Consider the following 17,981-nt stretch of genomic DNA (forward strand, 5'->3'; position numbering starts at 1 on the left):
GAAGACGATGGCAAGAAAAAAGGAAAGCCCCTCCCAGACCGCCGGACCCTATGTTCACATCGGGCTTACGCCGGGCGCGGTCGGCATTCGGGGCATCTATGCGCAGGACCTGGGCAAGGAAACCGGGGCGGACGCGATTACCCTGACTGGAACCGTCTTTGACGGGGCCGGTGAACCCGTGCGCGATTGTCTGATCGAATTTACCCAGGCCGATGAAAAGGGCCGCACGAAGCTGGCAAAGGTAGGAAGGAAAACCGGTAAGTTCACCGGTTTTGCCCGCGTGCCGGTTGATCTGAAAACCGGGAAGTTCCGGTTGAAAACGGCAAAACCCGGTGCCATCAAGGACATTGATGGCACCCTTCATGCGCCCCACATCACCGCATGGATTGTTGCCCGCGGCATCAATATCGGCCTGCACACCCGGATTTACTTTGCCGATGAAGCCGAAGCCAATGCCGCCGATCCGGTGCTCTCCCGCGTGCCGAAATCACGGCGTGCTACGCTGATCGCCGATAAGACCGGCAAGAGCCGCTACTGCATTGACATCCGCTTGCAGGGGGAGGATGAAACCGTGTTTTTCGACGTCTAGGTCATGAACTCATGTCAAAACCCTGCATCATCTGTGTCGCCATTACCGGTTCGGTTCCCCGCAAGGAGGACAATCCCGCTGTTCCGATCACCATTTCAGAACAGGTCGAATCGACCCATGCGGCCTTCGAGGCTGGCGCCTCGATTGCCCATTGCCATGTGCGCCTTGAAGACGGTACCCCCACTTCCGATCCCGAGCGCTTTGCCAGGCTGAAAGAGCAGCTCGAACAACACTGCCCCGGCATGATCATCCAGTTTTCCACCGGTGGCCGGTCGGGCGCGGGTGCCGAGCGCGGGGGCATGCTGCCGCTCAGGCCGGACATGGCCTCGCTTACCGTCGGTTCGAACAACTTCCCCACCCGTGTCTATGAAAACCCGCCGGACCTCGTTGACTGGCTCGCCGAAGAAATGCGCAAGCATGACATAAAGCCTGAGATCGAGGCATTCGATCTTTCCCATATTCATCAGGCTGTCGCCATGAACCGTGACGGACGGATTGCCGGCAAGCTCTACATCCAGTTTGTCATGGGAGTAAAAAACGCCATGCCCGCCGACAAGGATGTCTTTGATTACTATGTGAAGACCGTGAACCGGCTGGCGCCCGAAGCTGAATGGTGTGCTGCCGGCATCGGCCGCCACCAGATCGATGTCAATGAATGGTGCATTGCAGCCGGCGGCCACACCCGCACCGGCCTGGAAGATAATGTCCGCCTCGACCGTAACACCCTGGCACCCTCCAATGCCGCGCTGGTGGCGCGTACCGTCGCGCTGTGCGAGAAGTATGGCCGGCCCGTGGCAACGTCCCAGGAGGCACGCCGCATCCTTGAACTGCGCCCCGCGGCCTGAACGGTGCCCGAAAGGGAGTATTCTTCTCCATGACCGAAGCCTTTATCTGCGATTACATCCGGACCCCCATTGGCCGGTTTGGCGGCGCGCTGGCGCATATCCGCACCGACGATCTGGGAGCCGTACCGCTTGCAGCACTGATGGCACGCAATGCAAAGGTGGATTGGGACGCGGTGGACGACCTTCATTATGGCTGCGCCAATCAGGCCGGTGAGGACAACCGCAATGTCGGCAGGATGGCGGCGCTTCTGGCCGGCCTGCCGCAAACCGTTCCCGCCAATACCATCAACCGGCTGTGCGGTTCCGGCATGGATGCGGTCATCGCCGCTGCCCGCGCCATCAAGGCGGATGAAGCAGAACTCGTGATCGCCGGCGGTGTCGAGAGCATGACCCGGGCACCCTTTGTGATGCCCAAGGCTGCAGCCGCCTTTTCCCGCGACAACGCGGTCTACGACACCACCATCGGATGGCGCTTCATCAATCCGGTGCTGAAGGCACAATATGGCGTCGATTCCATGCCTGAGACGGCCGAAAACGTCGCCGGGGATTTTGATATCTCCCGTGAGGATCAGGACGCCTTTGCCCTGCGCTCCCAGCAAAGGGCTGCTTCAGCCATCGCATCAGGCAGGCTGGCGAAGGAGATCACCCCGGTTACCATCAACGGCCGCAAGGGCGATACGGTCGTAGATACCGACGAACACCCGCGCGAAACCACCCTGGAAAAACTTGCCTCCCTGAAGGCGCCTTTCCGGGAAGGCGGCAGCGTGACGGCAGGCAATGCTTCGGGCGTCAACGATGGCGCGGCGGCGTTGATCGTGGCATCGGAGGCAGCAGCCAAAAAGCACGGCCTGACGCCCATTGCCCGGGTGCTGGGTGGAGCTGCCGCCGGACTGGCACCGCGCATCATGGGCTTTGGTCCTGCGCTGGCGACGAAGAAACTCTGCGGGCGCCTTGGCATTACGCCACAGGATTTTGACGTTATTGAACTCAACGAGGCTTTCGCTTCCCAGGGGTTGGCGACCTTGCGCGATCTTTCCATTGCCGACGATGCTTCCCATGCAAATCCCAATGGCGGCGCCATCGCGCTTGGCCATCCACTGGGCATGTCGGGCGCACGCATTACCGGAACGGCAGCGCTGGAACTCCAGCAGAACGGTGGAAAGCTGGCGCTTGCCACCATGTGCATCGGCGTGGGGCAGGGGATTGCCGTCGCCATCGAACGGGTTTGACCTGCCATGTCGTTTACGCCCTTTAACGCACCACTGCTGGGTGAACTGCTGGGCGACAGGGATGCTGCAGCATTCTTCTCGGTAAAGGCCGATCTTGATGGCATGATCCGTTTTGAAGCGGCGCTCGCCAAGGCCGAAGCTGCCCATGATGTCATTCCGAAGGATGCCGCCCGCGCAATCGCCGATGCCCTGGAGGGATTTGAACCCGATGTGCGGGCAATCGGCGCAGCAACCGCCCGCGACGGTGTTACGGTTCCCGAACTGGTGCGCCAGATGCGCCGCGCCATTGGCGAACCGCACAGCGCCCATCTTCACTTCGGCGCCACCAGCCAGGATCTGGTCGATACAAGTTTGGTATTGAGAATCAAGGAGTTGTCTAATCTCCTGGACTCAAGATTGCTTCAGGTTGAATCGCAACTTGAACGGCTCGAAACGGCATTTGGCGGCAATGGTTTGATGGCGCGCACCCGCATGCAGGCAGCCATTCCCATCACCGTGGCGGACCGGATCGCCGCCTGGCGCAGCCCGTTTGAAGACCACCGGTCCCAACTGGCGCAGTTAAAACCGCGTCTGCTTTGCCTGCAATTCGGCGGGGCGGCGGGAACCCTCGACAGGCTGGGAGACAAGGCAGAACCGGTAGCAGGGGAACTTGCCGGCCTGCTGGGTCTTAAAACGCCGCGGCGCAACTGGCATACCAACCGATCCGCGATTGCCGGCTACGCAAACTGGTTGTCGCTGGTCACCGGCAGCCTCGGCAAGATTGGCCAGGACATGGCGCTGATGGCGCAGAACGGCATCGATGAAGTCGCGCTTTCTGGAACCGGCAGGTCGTCAGCCATGCCCCACAAGCAGAACCCGGTGCAGGCGGAAAGCCTGATAACGCTCGCCCGCTTCAATGCGGTCCTGCTTTCCGGCATGCATCAGGCAATGGTGCACGAGCAGGAACGTTCGGGCGCTGCCTGGGCACTGGAATGGATGCTGCTGCCGCAAATGTGCGTCGCAACTGCTGCCGCTACCCGCAACGCGGTCTTGTTGCTGGAAAGCGTCGAGCGCATGGGAAGTCCCGAGCGGTAATCCTGCACGCCAAAGCCGCCTGCCTTGCTGTGCCGGTTTTTCCCATGTTTCCAATGGCCTGGGGGTTGGCGTGACCTGCCGAACCGCATACGCTGTTCCGCCCTACTTTAGAACAATTCTAAAGTATTGATTTTATTGGAAAAATATTGACATCGGCTTGCGGAATGCTATTCCTGCCGGCGCAAACGCAATCCGGTTGCATCGCCTTTAACGATGCCTATTGGAGAATAAAATGATCAAGAAACTCAGCGCAGCCCTTGCCGGCTGCACCATGTTCGCTTCTGCTCTTGCCGCAACGCCGGCGCTCGCCGAAGGCGAAGTCAACATCTATTCCTACCGCCAGCCCGAACTGATCCAGCCGCTGCTGGATGCCTTCAAGGCAGAGACCGGCATTTCGGCAAATGTCATTTTCCTCAACAAGGGTCTGGTGGAGCGCATCGCCACCGAGGGAGAGAATTCGCCTGCCGACGTGATCCTGACGGTCGATATCGGCCGCCTTCAGGGCGCGGAAGATGCGGGCGTCACCGCACCGCTCGAAAGCGAGGCGATTAACGCCAACATTCCCGCCCAGTACCGCGATCCCGACAACAACTGGTTTGGGGTGACAACCCGCGGTCGCGTTGTTTACGCCTCCTCCGAGCGTTTTGCCCAGGATGCGATCACCTATGAGGAACTCGCCGATCCCAAATGGAAGGGCAAGATTTGCACCCGTGACGGCCAGCACGCCTACAACATCGGCCTGTTTGCTTCCATGATCGCCCATCACGGTGCACAGGAGACGGAAGCCTGGCTGGCCGGCCTTAAGGAGAACCTTGCCCGCAAGCCGAACGGCAATGACCGCGCCCAGGCAAAGGCGATCTTTGCAGGCGAATGCGATCTTGCCATCGGAAACTCCTACTATGTCGGTCTGATGCAGACCAATGAAAAGGAGCCTGAGCAAAAGGAATGGGCAAAGGCCATCAAGGTCCTGTTTCCCAATTCCCAGGACCGCGGCACCCATGTGAACATTTCCGGCATGGCACTGGCAAAACATGCGCCGAACAAGGAAAACGCCGTCAAGCTGATGGAATTTCTGGCCAGCCCGAAGGCACAGGAAATCTATGCCGAGCAGGTGTTCGAATATCCGGTGGCTCCCGGTGCCAGCGCGTCTGAAATCGTCAAGGGCTTTGGCGAGATCAAGCCGGATACCCTGCCGCTGGCGAAAATCGCCGAAAACCGCAAGCTTGCTTCCGAACTGGTGGACCGGGTGGGCTACAATAACGGGCCGACGAACTAGCGTTTTTCACAATTTGTGGTAGCTGCCTGACTTGCAGCTATGGCCGGGGTTTTCGGACCCCGGCCTTTTTGTTTGCCAATTTTTGTCCCGCCAAATGCCCGATGAGGTAATAATTTGCAGAAAAACTACTGGATTTGAAATCATGTAGCGCGAAAGGGGGCGTCAAAACCGCTATCTTGGAAAAAACATCTCCAGATTGCCGGTAATGGCAATCGGCTTCACACAAGGCCATGTCCATGCGGTTCTTTCCTCTCTTTGTCGATCTCAAGGGCCAGACAGTGGTCGTTTCCGGTGCTGGCGAACATGCGGCGGCAAAAATCCGCCTGCTGTTGAAGACGGACGCCCATATCAGGGTTTTCGGAACTGAGCCCTGCGCGGCGGTTTTGCAATGGCATGAAGAGGGCCACCTCATCCTTGCAGAGCGCCCCCTGCAATGGGACGATGTTGCCGGAGCGCGGCTCGTCTATGGCGCCAATGGCGAACCTGCACTCGATGCACAGGCGGCGGAACTTGGACGCTGGGCAGGCGCGCTGACCAATGTTGTCGATGATCTTGAGCACAGCGAGTTTCTAACGCCCGCAATAGTAGACCGCGATCCCGTCACTGTCGCCATCGGCACGGAGGGGACAGCGCCTGTTCTCGCCCGCAAGATCAAGAGTGATCTGGAAGAGATGCTTCCTGCCGATACCGGCAGGCTTGCCCGCATCGCCCAGTCCTTCCGCGCGGCTGTTGCCAGGCTGAAACAGGGCCGTGACCGGCGCGAACTGTGGACCCGTTTCTTTTTTCGCGATGGACCCGCAGCTTTCGCATCGGGCGGTGCTGCCGCTGCGGTCGGAAAGCTCCACGCATTGCTTGCGGGAATTTCGGCCGGCGGGCTTCAGGCTGGCCGCGTTACTTTCATCAGCGCTGCCCAGGACGATCCCGATCTGTTGACGCTGAAGGCGCGCAAGGTGCTGCAGCATGCCGATGCGGTGGTCTTTGATGGTGGCGTTCCAGGTTCCATCCTGGAGCTTGCCCGGCGGGAAGCGGTTTTCGTGGAACGGCGTGACGACAACGAAAACGGCATTCCAGCCGATATCGCGCAGACCGCTGCCGGTGGCGGCACCGTTGTTCACCTTGCAAGGGATGCAATCGCAGACGTTCACACATTTGCCCGTGAAATTACTGCCCTTGATGCTGCCGGCATCGCGTGGGAAATCCTTCCCGGTGTGACAGCGCCAGTTGTTTCTTCTTCCGGCATCGCCCGGTTTGCCGCAGCAGGGCAAAACCTGCAGCAGCACAATACCGTCCTGAAGACCGGCGCTCCGCATACCAATGCCCGGCGGTCTGGCACCCAAACCTCCCGCACGGAGGCAGCGTAATGGCCCGTGAGTTCAAACCGCAAATCGTGACCGCCAATGATCTGCTGCTGGGCGATGTGATTTATCTGACCAAGGCGGGCAACTGGTCCCGCCGCCATGAAGATGCCCATGTCGCCGTTTCCGCAGACCAGGCCCAGACCATGCTCGCCCATGCCAGTGCGCGGCAGGACGAGATCGTCGGCGCCTATCTTGCTGAAGTAACGCTGGACGATAGCGGCACCCCCCATCCGGTGCATTTCCGCGAAGCGTTTCGCACCCGCGGACCCTCCAACTATTTTCACGGCAAACAGGCTGAAGTCTGAGGCGTTCTTCCATGTATGCGTATGACGAATTTGACCAAGCCTTTGTCCGCGAACGGGTTCGCCAGTTCCGTGGCCAGGTGGAAAAGCGGCTGGACGGTTCGCTGACCGAGGACGAGTTCAAGCCGCTTCGGCTGATGAACGGGCTTTATCTTCAACTGCACGCCTACATGCTGCGGGTGGCGATCCCCTATGGCACGCTCGACAGCCGCAAGATGCGCCAGCTCGCCATGATTGCCGAGAAATGGGACAAGGGCTATGGCCATTTCACCACCCGCCAGAACATCCAGTTCAACTGGCCGAAGCTCAAAGACGTGCCCGACATGCTGGAGGCGCTTGCCGATGTCGGCATGCATGCCATTCAGACTTCCGGCAATTGCGTTCGCAACGTTACCGCAGATCACTTCGCCGGTGCTGCAGCCGATGAAATCGAGGATCCGCGCCCGACCGCCGAACTGATTCGCCAGTGGTCGACCGATCATCCCGAATTCCAGTTCCTGCCGCGCAAGTTCAAGATCGCCATTACCGGTGCGCCCAATGACCGCGCGGTGACGAAAGCCCATGATATCGGCATTCGCATGGTGCGCAGCGAGCAGGGGGAGCCGGGTTACGAAATCATCGTCGGCGGCGGGCTTGGCCGCTCACCCTTTATCGGCAAGGTGCTGCGCGATTTTCTGCCCAGGGCGCATCTGCTGCCCTATCTGGAAGCAATCCTGCAGGTCTATAATCTCTCCGGCCGCCGGGACAACAAGTTCAAGGCGCGCATCAAGATACTGGTTCACGAGACCGGTCTTGAGGAAATCCGCGATGCGGTGGAAGCAACCTTCGAGCGGGTGCTGGAAGAGTTCGAATATCCCTCAGATGCCCTCATCAGCGAAATTGCAAGTCATTTCGAGCCGCCGGAATTCGACAACACCCAAACCCTTGCCTTCGAGGAAGCGCAGGAGGCCGACCCCCTGTTGCGGTCGTTTGTCGAAACCAACGTCTCCCAACACAAGAACCCGGCCTATGGCATCGTAACGGTCTCTACCAAACCCGTTGGCGGCACACCGGGCGATGTGACTGCAGACCAGATGCGCGTCATCGCCGATCTTGCCGAACGCTATGGCCATGACGAAATCCGCATCAGCCATGAGCAGAACGCCGTACTGCCTCATGTGCGCAAGGCCGACATTCCTGCCGTTCACGCTGCCTTGCGGGAAGCGGGCCTCGCAACCGCCAATATCGGCCTTGTCTCGGACATTATTGCCTGCCCCGGCATGGATTACTGCGCCCTTGCAACGGCGCGCTCCATCCCCATCGCCCAGGAAATTGCCGAGCGGTTCCATGCCTTGAAGCTCGAACACGAAATCGGCGAACTGAAGATCAAGATTTCCGGCTGCATCAATGCCTGCGGACACCATCATGTCGGCCATATCGGCATACTGGGCTTGGACAAGGCAGGCGTCGAAAACTATCAGGTTACCCTTGGCGGCGATGCGACGGAAACCATGGCGCTGGGCGAACGGGCCGGGCCGGGATTTGCCGCCGGCGAACTCATCCCGGCGCTGGAGCGGCTGGTGGAAACCTATCTTGATCTGCGCCGGGACCGGTCGGAAACCTTCCTTGCAGCCTACCGCCGTCTTGGCGCTGCGCCGTTTCTTGCAGCGCTCTATCCGGAGGACGAACGCCATGCAGCGTGATGTTGAGACCAGGGTGCAGGAAACCAATGCTGCGGCGCTCGAGGCTGGCGCACTCTTTCTGCTTGAGGAGGCGATCGCTAAAAAGGCCCATGGCGAGGCAGCGCTGGTCTCCTCCTTCGGGTCGGAGGCAGCGGTACTGCTGCATCTTGCCTCCCGGGTCGACCCCTCCGTGCCCGTGCTGTTCATCGACACGCGCATGATGTTTGCCGAAACGCTTGACTATCAGCAAAGCCTGGCGGAGCGGCTTGGGCTTACCGATGTGCGCCGCATCTCCGCCGACAGCCGCGACCTTCGCCGTGGCGACGTTTTCGGACGGCTTCACCTTTCCGACCCCGATGCCTGCTGCAACCTGCGCAAGACCATTCCGCTGGAACAGGCACTTTCGGGCTTTGACTGCTGGATCAACGGCCGCAAGCGGCATCAGGCGGCAAGCCGTTCGGCCATCAGGCTTTCCGAAGCCGATCCCTCCGGCCGCCTCAAGCTCAACCCGCTGGCATTCTGGGAACGCCAGGACATCGAAGCCTATTTCAGCCGTCATGCCCTGCCACCCCATCCGATGGTGGCAAAGGGCTTTACCTCGATCGGCTGTGCCCCGTGCACTGTCCGGGTTGCAGAAGGCGCTGATCCGCGCAGCGGGCGCTGGTCCGGTCAGGAAAAGACCGAATGCGGCATTCACATCGAAAACGGCGTGATCACACGCCCCACCGCCTGACGGCGGCCACCGGGAGCATCACCATGCCCGTAATCATCAAGGATGGACGGTTTGTCGAGGATCTCTTCGTGGAGGCGGGCGGGGCATTCGTTGCCCTCGATCAGTATTCTGCTGCCGTTCATGACCGCGAAGCAGCCCTGACCGGGATCGATGTTCCCAACGATACCGATCCCCAGGCCCTGGCGGGGCTGATGAATTCGGTTGCCGCCATCCGCATTGCCTTTCCCGCCTTTGCCGATGGCCGCGGCTTTTCCATCGCCCGCAAACTGCGCCGCATGGGATTTGCCGGGCTTGTTCGCGCAAAGGGACATGTTCTTGCCGATCAGTATCCACTCGCCATCCGGTCCGGCTTTGACGAGGTGGAAATTTCCAACGAACAGGCCGGCCGCATGCCCCAGGCCCAGTGGCGCGAGGCACTTGAACGCACCCGGAACAACTATCTCGACCGGCTCAAACACCAGGCAGCCTGAAGGCCGCCAATTCAACATGGCCATTGCAGGTGCCACCAATACAGGAATGAAATCGATGAACGAGATCGCAAGGATAGAAGACGCCGTGCCCCTGGCGCCGCGCCATCCCGACGCCCAGACGGTAACGGCGGTCAAACACTTTACCGACCGGCTGTTTTCCTTCCGGGTTACGAGGCCGAAAAGCCTGCGCTTCCGCTCCGGTGAATTCGCCATGATCGGCCTGCAGCAGGAAAACGGCAAGCCGCTGCTGCGCGCCTATTCCATCGCCTCGCCAAGCTGGGACGATGAACTTGAATTTTATTCGATCAAGGTGCCCGATGGGCCGCTGACCTCAAGGCTGCAGGAAATAGCACCGGGCGACGCCGTGATCGTGCGTCCCAAGCCGACCGGCACGCTGGTGCTGGATGCGCTGCTTCCGGGAAAGCGCATCTGGCTCATTGCCAGTGGTACCGGCATTGCCCCCTTTGCCTCGCTGATCCGCGACCCCGAACTCTATGAGCGGTTCGACGAAGTGATCCTGACCCATACCTGCCGCACCGTGCCGGAACTTGATTATGGCGCAGCCCTGGTCGCCAATCTTGCCGACGATCCCCTGGTGGGCGCTGAAGCCTGGCAGAAGCTTCACTATTATCCCACCACTACCCGCCAGGAATCCCGCCATACCGGCCGCATCACCGATCTGCTGAAGTCCGGCAAGGTGTTCAGCGATCTGGAAATACCGCCCCTGGGGCAGGACGACCGGGTCATGATCTGCGGCTCAATGGCGCTCAATCTGGAAGTCAAGGCGATCTGCGAGGCCGCCGGGCTTGGCGAAGGTTCGAACGCTGCCCCCGGCGAATATGTGCTCGAAAAAGCCTTTGTCGGTTAGGCTGGAGCGTGTCCTGAAAACCCGCGCGGCGAGTTCATTGCGGGATTTCCTTGTGTAGCCAGAGTGTAGCCAGAGTGTGCGCCGGATCTTCTTCCGCGCGCAGGCTGTACCTTGTCTGCAGTTTGACACAGCCGCACAGTCCTGCCGGTGCGGTATCCGGCAGTGCTGGCGCGCCAATTTGCAGCGTGTTGCAATCGCCAACATTTGTCCCGGGCGCCCGGAAAAAACTCCTTGTTTTCACGCAGCACAGCATATATCCACGCCAGCGGAGAGGTGGCCGAGTGGTCGAAGGCGCGCCCCTGCTAAGGGCGTAGGCGGGGAACCGTCTCGAGGGTTCGAATCCCTTCCTCTCCGCCATAAACAACCAATTTCCCTCTATGGCGCGGCTTGGTGCCGGTCACCACGCTCCACAAGCGGCAGTAAACCGCCGCTTCTACGCTACAGCCCGATATATCTTGAAGATCAGCGACCGCAGCTTCCCACCTCATTACTGACATTGCCGTTTGCAGGGACAAACCTCAAATTCAGCCAATAGCTCGCGCTATGATTATCGGAGATTTGCATCTACCAGTTGTTCGGTCGGAGTTCGCGAATCTGATGCGCTTTGACCAGCAGTTCCTGGCAATGGCTCCATACCCTGTCGGGATTGATGACGCTTACCCACCGCATCCTGCCATAAACGGGGTGCGGGAAAAAAACATCTAGGGCCTGATAGTCCAGATTTGCTTCTGTCAGCGCTGCCTTTGTCTGCAAATCTGGAAACAGCATCGCAAAGGTTTCCTTGTCGGTTGCGAAGTTAAGCCGGAAGACCCCTGGCCGGCTCAAATTCGACAATGTGTCATAGGGATCATCGTGGGTAACGATGGTCGCAAATGGAAATTTTTGCTCATCTCCCCGGAAAAAGAACAGATCATCCGTGCCGTCGTGCACGCTGACATCTGGCAGTGTGGTGAGAAACGATCGGGTATCGACGAGGGAAACACTCATGCTAAGCTCCAACAACCAAATTTGGTCAATCAGGCTTACACCCATTAACCAAATTTGGCTAGCTCTCAATATCGAAGGTAAACTAGCATGAATGTGGTGAGGTTATTGGTGCTGGGAGCGCTCCGCGAGACAAGCCCATCTCATGGCTATGCAATTGGTCAGTTGCTGGAGGATTGGCAGGTGCAAACATGGACCCGCCTGCGATCCGGTTCCGTCTATCACGCTCTTCGGCAAATGACGAAAGAAGGACTGATCACGGCAGGCGAGCAGGAAACCGGTGATCGTGGTCCCGGTAAGACGCGGTTCACAATCACCAATGCGGGCGACGCCGAGTTCTTTGCGCTGCTGCGCGAAGCCCTTGCGAGTTCTGACTTGATCGAATTGAGTTCGGGCATCGCCTTTCTCGACGCTCTACCCGAAGAGGGACCGGCGCTTCTCGCCGAGACCACAGTGCGTTTGAACGAGAATGCGCATCGGCTGCAAAAGATTGCAGCCACTACTTCCGCTGCAAAGGGGGCACCCAGAACACATGATCTTCTCATCATGTGGAGCGCCAATCTTTTCGCCACGGCGGGCAGCCTGGCAAAGATTTTGGCTCGGGAATAGCTTTCCAGTCCGGCTTGTACGTCTGCTTGCAAGCCCATGTCCCCAAAAGCCGACATTCAGTTCCCCACCCGGCGAAGCTATTCGCTCTCGCCTCAATTTTGGAGGGCTATGGCGTAGACGTAGTTCTGTGTTTCGGCGGCTTCGGCTCGCCAGAGTATTCTCCAACCACTTGAAATAATTGCCGCTTCCGGTTTGGCCGGAAACATTGAAGCATAATGGATTGACGGGAGAATGCAGAAATCTGCGAATGATTGCAGGAACAAGGCAATAACTTGCGGAAGTTCCCCGTACAAATCCCGTATGCGGATTCGGTTTTGTACCCGATCAGGGCAGCTCTCACCCTTGCCGAAGACCCGGTAACCGGCGTTCAAACGATTCCATCCAACCAGGACACGCTCTAGAAATGCAGTTTAAATCCTGCATTGCCCCGCACCGTTCCGGAATCTCCCAGGTTTTCCAGGCTGGTTGAAAAAGCCACTTCACCGAATACCGAAAGCCGGCCGTCATTCAAGGTGAGTGTGCCACCCAGGGCAGCGGTTCCCGTCAGCCTGTCATTTTCGTTTCTCAAAGCCGTCCCTGCCACTTTGATCTCCGTGCCGTCGAAAAACTCGTTTTCCAGGTCGAGATTGAGATAGGTGTAGCTGCGGTTTTGCTGGCCATCGTCATTCTCCCACTGCGCTTCCTTGCCGAGAGCAATGCCGAGCCTTCCCTTAAGGCTGTCTCCATCGGTGAGTTTCACTGTGCTGCCGGTGTTGGTGGTGAAGCTGTCGAAATCAATGCCGGAATAGGTAATCTGCGCCTGGGGAATGGCGATCCGGTTTTCGGAGAAATACAGGCGCTTTCCGAACTCCGCAGACAGGCTGTAGCCGGTGGCATCCATATCGCTGTTCAGGGTGCCAGCGCTGTCCGATTCAAGATCCGACTTGTACCAGGAAAACTGCCCGACCGCATCAAAGTACAGCCCGCCGGTACCAAGCCAGGTAAGGGAGCCGCCTGCGCCATACATTCGCGTGGCGATTGATCCATCACCCGTCGGTGACGAGATATCCGTATGGGCCGAGCCGATGAAACCGAACAAGCCGGCGGTGACGGTTCCGTTGCCCGCGTCGGCCACCGGGCCGTCAAAACCAAAGTGCAGTTTCCTGATATTGGTATCTCTGGACTGGCCGGCGGTGGAACTGCTTGCGTCATGAAAGCTATGCGCTGCTTCAACCCGCGTCCAAATTCCGCCTGGAAGTTCGTCGCCAGCTTCGGCAATTCCGGGAAACCCGTATACCGTTGGATTGGCTTGCGCGCTGCTTCCGTTTCCCCAGTTGCGGTTGCTGAGACGACGCAGCAAACCCGATGTGCCATTTAGCTCCGTCAGCAGAGCTGCGTGAGCTTCGTAGGTGGCGGTTGAGGGGGCCAGCGCAAGGGTCAGGAACCAGTCATTGCCAACCAGACTCAGATCGTAGGTGAAGGCGCCGGACGTTGCCGGTGCGGCGAGTGAAAAGGCATCCGCCGGCATGGCACCATTGCCGTCAACGACAAGGATGTCATTGCCGGTCGCTTTTCCAGTGGTGACGTCATTGAGCGTGATCATCGTCTTACCGCCAGTCACATCACCGTTAATGGCAAGAACATCGGCTATGTTCGCTGCATAATCGACATCGACGCTCAGCGTGCCGGTGCCTGCGAATGCCGCATTGATCGTCAGTGCATCACCGGCCACTCCATCCTTCATCGACAGCCGGCCGCCTGCATTGGTGAAACTTTTGCCGGTAAGGGCCACGGCACCATCGGCATTGAGCAGGCCGTTGTTGAAGAGGTCGTTGATCCCGGCATTGAACGAGCTGCCACTGCCGAAACTGGCGGTTCCGCCAGCATCATTTTGAAATCCGGTAAAGCCGGTAACGGTGTTTCCACCGAAATTGGCAACGCCGCCGTTTTCGTTTTTCAACAGGCCGCTCCCGCTCAGGTTCGACGTGATGTTCAAAATGGCGGCATTGAAGATGGCGCTCGTGCCCGCGGCATTTTGGGAAGCCAGCTCCAGGGTGCCGCCCTTGTGGTCGATGCCGCCGCCAAACGTGTTGTTGCCGGAAAGGGTCAGCGAACCGGCGCCGGATTTCTCCAGGTTTCCGTTGCCAACAAGATTGCCGGAAAACACCGTGTCGGCGGCCTGTTTGATTGTCAGAATGCTGTCGAAATCGACGGTTCCTACACCTGCCAGGGAAGCGATTTGTTCATCTCCATTGAGATCAAGCATGGAATTCAATCCGGCCCCGTTGAGGGTAACGGCCCGGCCGGTTCCCAATCCGCCGCCGTCGGTCTCGACCTCACCTGAGTTGATGACGATCCCGCCCGTGCTGGAGAGTACGCCTGCGTTCTTGATCTCAAGCACACCCCCGCTGACGGTGGTGGTACCGGTGTAGCTGTTGTTTCCGGTCAGGATCAGATTGGCTGCCCCCCCTTTGGTCAGGCCGCCATCACCTTGCATGTTCCCGGCGAAGGTGCCGTTGGAACCCTGATTGACCGTCAGAGCCGAGCCGCTTGCAATGTCAACGGTTGAGCCCGCCATGCCCGTCAAGCGGCCGATTGTCGTATCGCCATCAACATCGAAGGTGCCGGTGCCGTTGACCTGAACGGCCTGTGCCGCAGCGAGTGCGCCGGCATCGGCGCGCAACGTGCCATTGTTGTTGATGGTCACCCCACCGGCACCGCTCAAGGCGCCGGTTCCGGTGATGTCCAGAATACCGCCGTTGACTGCCGTGGTACCAGTGTAATTACTGCCGCCGGTCAGCGAGAACGTACCGGCGCCTTCCTTGGTTAGGCCACCGGTTCCGGTGATCGAACCGGCAAAAGCTGCATTTGCCGCATCCCCCGTTGTCAGCGTGTTGGCGCCCAGGCTCACGGTTGATCCTGCCGATGTGCTGGCCAGTGATCCGATCCGTTCGCTGCCGGTCAGCGACAGGATTCCGGTTCCATTCAGCGTCACTGCAGCACTGTCATGGATTGCGGCCCCGTCTGCTTGTAGGGTTGCACCATCCTTTGCAACCAGCGCGGTCGAGGCAAGCGAACCGGTAACGTTCAGGGTGCCCGCAGTGATCGTGGTCGTGCCCGTATAGGTGTTGGCAGCCGACAAGGTCAGCGTGCCGGTGCCGGTCTTTTCAAGTGGCCGAGCCCCGCCGCTTTGCGAGATTACCCCGGATTGCTCGGCGGCATCCGTGCCGTTTACCTCCAATTGCGTGGTATTGGAACTGACGACAATCGGATTGGCGATGTTGACGCCATTGGCATAGGCAACAACCGATCCGGTTGTCCAAATGCTGCCGGTACCGGCAGCGGCGTTGGAGGCAAGGGTTAGGGTGCCGCCATCGACTGTTATGTCGCCCGAGTTCGTATTGTTGCCGCTCAGTGTCAGATTGCCGGCGCCCTGCTTGATCAGGAGACCCGTGCCGGAGATAACGCCCGAAATCTCGTCGTCTCCTGCATCGCCGGTGGTCAGTGTGCCCGACAACACCACATTGCCGGCGCCCGACAGCGAGGCAATGGTCTCCGACTGAGCCACTTGCAGCGTCCCTCCCGCGTTGACGAGGATCGATCCTTCAGAGCCGTCGTCGCCGATAGTGCCATCCGATATCGCTCCGTTACCCCGCAGTTCCAGCGTACCGCTGTTGATGGTGGTCAGACCGGCATAGGTATTGTTTCCGGTCAGGATCAGATTGGCCGCTCCGGCCTTGGTCAAGCCACCGCCGCCTTGGACAACTCCGGCAATGGTGCCGTTTGTACCCTGATTGACCGTCAGCGTTGAACTGTTTGCAATGTCAACCGTCGTGCCTGCCACGCTCGCCAGAGAACCGATCGCCGTGTCTCCATCAACATCGAAGGTACCTGTCCCGTTGATCTGGACGGCCTGTGCGGCAGCGAGTGCGCCAGCGTCAACCTGCAGGGTACCGCTATTGCTGATGGTCACACCACCGGTTCCACCCAGAGCACCAGTACCAGTGACTTCCAGAGTTCCGGCGCTGACGGTCGTCGCACCGGTGTAATTGCTGCTGCCGGTGAGCGAGAAGATGCCGTTGCCTTCTTTGGTCAGACCGCCGCTTCCGGTGATCGAGCCAGCGAAAGATGTGTTTGCTGCACCACCGGTAGTCAACAGGTTCGCCCCCAGGACTACGGTGGATGTATTTGAAGCACTTGCGAGCGAGCCAATCTGCTCATTGCCGGTTAGAGACAGATTGCCGGAGCCGTTCAGGGTAACCGAGGCTGTGTCGAGGATTGCCGCGCCATCAGCTTGAAGAGCTGCGCCGTCCTGAACAACCAGTGCGTTGGAGGCCAGCGAACCGGTAACGTTCAAGGTACCCGAAGTGATCGTGGTCGTGCCCGTATAGGTGTTGGCAGCAGAAAGCGTCAGCGTGCCGGTGCCGATCTTCTCCAGCGGCCTCACACCGCCACTTTCAGAAATCACACCAGATTGAACGGCGGTATCCGTGCCGTTCACCTCCAACTGGGTCGTATTGGAATTGATGATAATTGGCGCCGCACTGTTCACGCCGTTCAGATACCCAATGACCGATCCGGTAGTGGTGATCGGTCCCGTACCGGCAGCCGTGTTGGAGCCCAGCGTCAACGCGCCGCCGGCGACAGCTATGCCGCCGGAAAACGTGTTGTCGCCGGTCAGAATCTGATTGTCATTGCCATTGTTGATGATCAGACCGCCTGTGCCCGAGATGATCCCTGCATAGGTTGATTCCTGCTCAATGCTGCCATTGCCATCGCCGCTCAGGGTCAATGTGTTGGCGTTGAGCGTTACAAGCCCGCTTCCGCCAAGGGCACTTGCGCCGGTATTGGTGCCAAGATCCAGCGTGCCATCCGCCGCGACGGTGACAAGCCCGGTTCCCAGCGCCGACGCGCTGCCGGCCCGCAAGGTGCCGCCATTGATCGTTGTCCCGCCACTGTAGGAGTTTGAACCCGAAAGGACCGTTGTCCCGGCCAGTTGGCGCACTTCGCCATTGCCGGTTATGGGGACGGTGAAACTGTACCCTGTATTAGTGTGATTGAAATTCAACACACCTGTGCCATTGCCGAATTGTATGCTGGAGGCTTCCACTGTGCCGGGCGTACCGCCATTGCCGACATTGACGGTACCGGTCGATCCGTTTGAGTGTGCGATGATGATCTTCCGAATGCCGGAACCGCCTGCCCGAACAAGACCACCTTCAACGAGGTTGAGCGTACCTTTCGTATTGTAGGTGCTGCTGGCGGATTCTCCACCAAGCATCAAATGGCCGCCGCTTTGGAACAGGGAACCTGTGCCCGATATGGTTACAACGCCCTCGCTGCCGCCATACCGGCCAATCATCGTATACGATGCTGGTGTATTGACCGTGCCACCGTTGGTGATCAGGAGTTCACCCCTGGTGCTTGATTGTCCAACGACAAAAACGGAACCACCGGCACTGACGGTCGATCCGGTGCCGGAAACCGTCATAGAACCGTCTCCGTAGTCGCCAATATAGAAACAGCAGCCCCCAGACAGGTTCCCGCCGTTTATTACATCGACGTGGCCTGCGGAGTAGTTCCCGCCGATATAGGTATAGCGGTTTCCGCTTGCGGTAATGCCGTCAACCGTTGCCGTCTGTCCGTTTCTAATTCTGCTGGTATCGTTACCGCCAGGAAGCCCGTTCGACCAATTGGCAGGGTTGTTCCAGTTTGTATCGCCGCCCGCGCCTGTCCAGTGGGTATCGGCTGCCAAAGCGGGCGCAGCACCATTGAGCGTGCTCATCGCCAAAACCGTTGCAGCAACAGAAGACAGCAATCCGCGCCGCAAATCGCGAAGAACGGCTGCACCGCCGCGCCGGGCAGCGGATGCAGGCATGATCAAGGTAGGGCGGGTTACCCTGCTACGCATTGAATTTACTCCGAAAACTTGTCACAGCCACGTTAAGGGCGACTCTTCGGAGCAACGAACCACACCGCCAATTGCATGTCTTAACCCAATTGG

General features: G+C 59.1%; 14 protein-coding genes and 1 tRNA gene. 13 read left to right on the forward strand and 2 right to left on the reverse strand.

Features of this window, described 5'->3' with window-relative positions; genetic code table 11:
• Positions 1–7 precede the first annotated feature (7 nt).
• The 12 genes from pcaG (at position 8) to BVL55_RS04370 (ending at position 10,762) form a co-directional block, all read left to right on the forward strand.
• Positions 8–589: a protocatechuate 3,4-dioxygenase subunit alpha gene (gene pcaG / locus BVL55_RS04315; RefSeq protein ID WP_075995883.1), complete on the forward strand. Its 582-nt coding sequence runs from the start codon at positions 8–10 to the stop codon at positions 587–589.
• 11 nt (positions 590–600) lie between these two features.
• Positions 601–1,434: a 3-oxoadipate:acetyl-CoA acetyltransferase gene (locus tag BVL55_RS04320; protein WP_075995884.1), complete on the forward strand. Its 834-nt coding sequence runs from the start codon at positions 601–603 to the stop codon at positions 1,432–1,434.
• A 29-nt stretch (positions 1,435–1,463) separates the two neighbouring features.
• Positions 1,464–2,663 carry a 3-oxoadipyl-CoA thiolase gene (pcaF, locus tag BVL55_RS04325; RefSeq protein ID WP_075995885.1) on the forward strand — a complete coding sequence of 400 codons (1,200 nt, stop codon included), beginning with the start codon at positions 1,464–1,466 and terminating at the stop codon, positions 2,661–2,663.
• A gap of 6 nt (positions 2,664–2,669) precedes the next feature.
• Entirely contained in the window at positions 2,670–3,737 is a 1,068-nt protein-coding gene (locus BVL55_RS04330) for a 3-carboxy-cis,cis-muconate cycloisomerase (protein WP_075995886.1), read from the forward strand.
• A 232-nt stretch (positions 3,738–3,969) separates the two neighbouring features.
• The gene (locus BVL55_RS04335; protein ID WP_075995887.1) at positions 3,970–5,013 is read left to right on the forward strand and encodes a Fe(3+) ABC transporter substrate-binding protein; all 1,044 of its coding nucleotides are present in this window, start codon (positions 3,970–3,972) and stop codon (positions 5,011–5,013) included.
• Between the two features lie 236 nt (positions 5,014–5,249).
• Positions 5,250–6,374, forward strand: coding sequence for an NAD(P)-dependent oxidoreductase (locus BVL55_RS04340; protein ID WP_162841447.1), 1,125 nt, complete (start codon positions 5,250–5,252; stop codon positions 6,372–6,374).
• Positions 6,374–6,676 (forward strand): DUF2849 domain-containing protein, encoded by a 303-nt coding sequence (locus BVL55_RS04345; protein ID WP_075995889.1) that lies wholly within the window; start codon positions 6,374–6,376, stop codon positions 6,674–6,676. The genes BVL55_RS04340 and BVL55_RS04345 overlap by 1 nt, the downstream gene beginning before the upstream one ends.
• An 11-nt stretch (positions 6,677–6,687) precedes the next feature.
• Entirely contained in the window at positions 6,688–8,355 is a 1,668-nt protein-coding gene (locus BVL55_RS04350) for a nitrite/sulfite reductase (protein WP_075995890.1), read from the forward strand.
• A complete protein-coding gene (locus BVL55_RS04355) occupies positions 8,345–9,067 on the forward strand; it encodes a phosphoadenylyl-sulfate reductase (RefSeq protein WP_075995891.1) in 723 nt (240 codons plus the stop codon). The genes BVL55_RS04350 and BVL55_RS04355 overlap by 11 nt, the downstream gene beginning before the upstream one ends.
• 23 nt (positions 9,068–9,090) lie before the next feature.
• Positions 9,091–9,537, forward strand: coding sequence for a DUF934 domain-containing protein (locus BVL55_RS04360; RefSeq protein ID WP_083649356.1), 447 nt, complete (start codon positions 9,091–9,093; stop codon positions 9,535–9,537).
• Between the two features lie 55 nt (positions 9,538–9,592).
• On the forward strand, positions 9,593–10,405 hold the full coding sequence (locus tag BVL55_RS04365) for a ferredoxin--NADP reductase (RefSeq protein WP_075997887.1): 813 nt from the start codon (positions 9,593–9,595) through the stop codon (positions 10,403–10,405).
• 267 nt (positions 10,406–10,672) lie between these two features.
• Positions 10,673–10,762 (forward strand) — tRNA-Ser (locus tag BVL55_RS04370).
• Between the two features lie 207 nt (positions 10,763–10,969).
• Here BVL55_RS04370 and BVL55_RS04375 read toward each other — a convergent pair.
• The gene (locus BVL55_RS04375; protein WP_156892412.1) at positions 10,970–11,392 is read right to left on the reverse strand and encodes a DUF6194 family protein; all 423 of its coding nucleotides are present in this window, start codon (positions 11,390–11,392) and stop codon (positions 10,970–10,972) included.
• 87 nt (positions 11,393–11,479) lie between these two features.
• On the opposite strand from BVL55_RS04375, the gene BVL55_RS04380 reads away from it, so the two are divergent.
• Entirely contained in the window at positions 11,480–11,998 is a 519-nt protein-coding gene (locus BVL55_RS04380; RefSeq protein WP_075995893.1) for a PadR family transcriptional regulator, read from the forward strand.
• Positions 11,999–12,395: 397 nt separating this feature from the next.
• Here the strand turns inward: BVL55_RS04380 and BVL55_RS04385 are convergent, their stop codons facing one another.
• Positions 12,396–17,888, reverse strand: a complete 5,493-nt coding sequence (locus BVL55_RS04385; RefSeq protein WP_083649357.1) for an autotransporter-associated beta strand repeat-containing protein — start codon at positions 17,886–17,888, stop codon at positions 12,396–12,398.
• Between the last annotated feature and the right edge of the window lie 93 nt (positions 17,889–17,981).

The organism is Salaquimonas pukyongi (genome assembly GCF_001953055.1).
GTDB classification, from domain to species: Bacteria; Pseudomonadota; Alphaproteobacteria; order Rhizobiales; family Rhizobiaceae; genus Salaquimonas; species Salaquimonas pukyongi.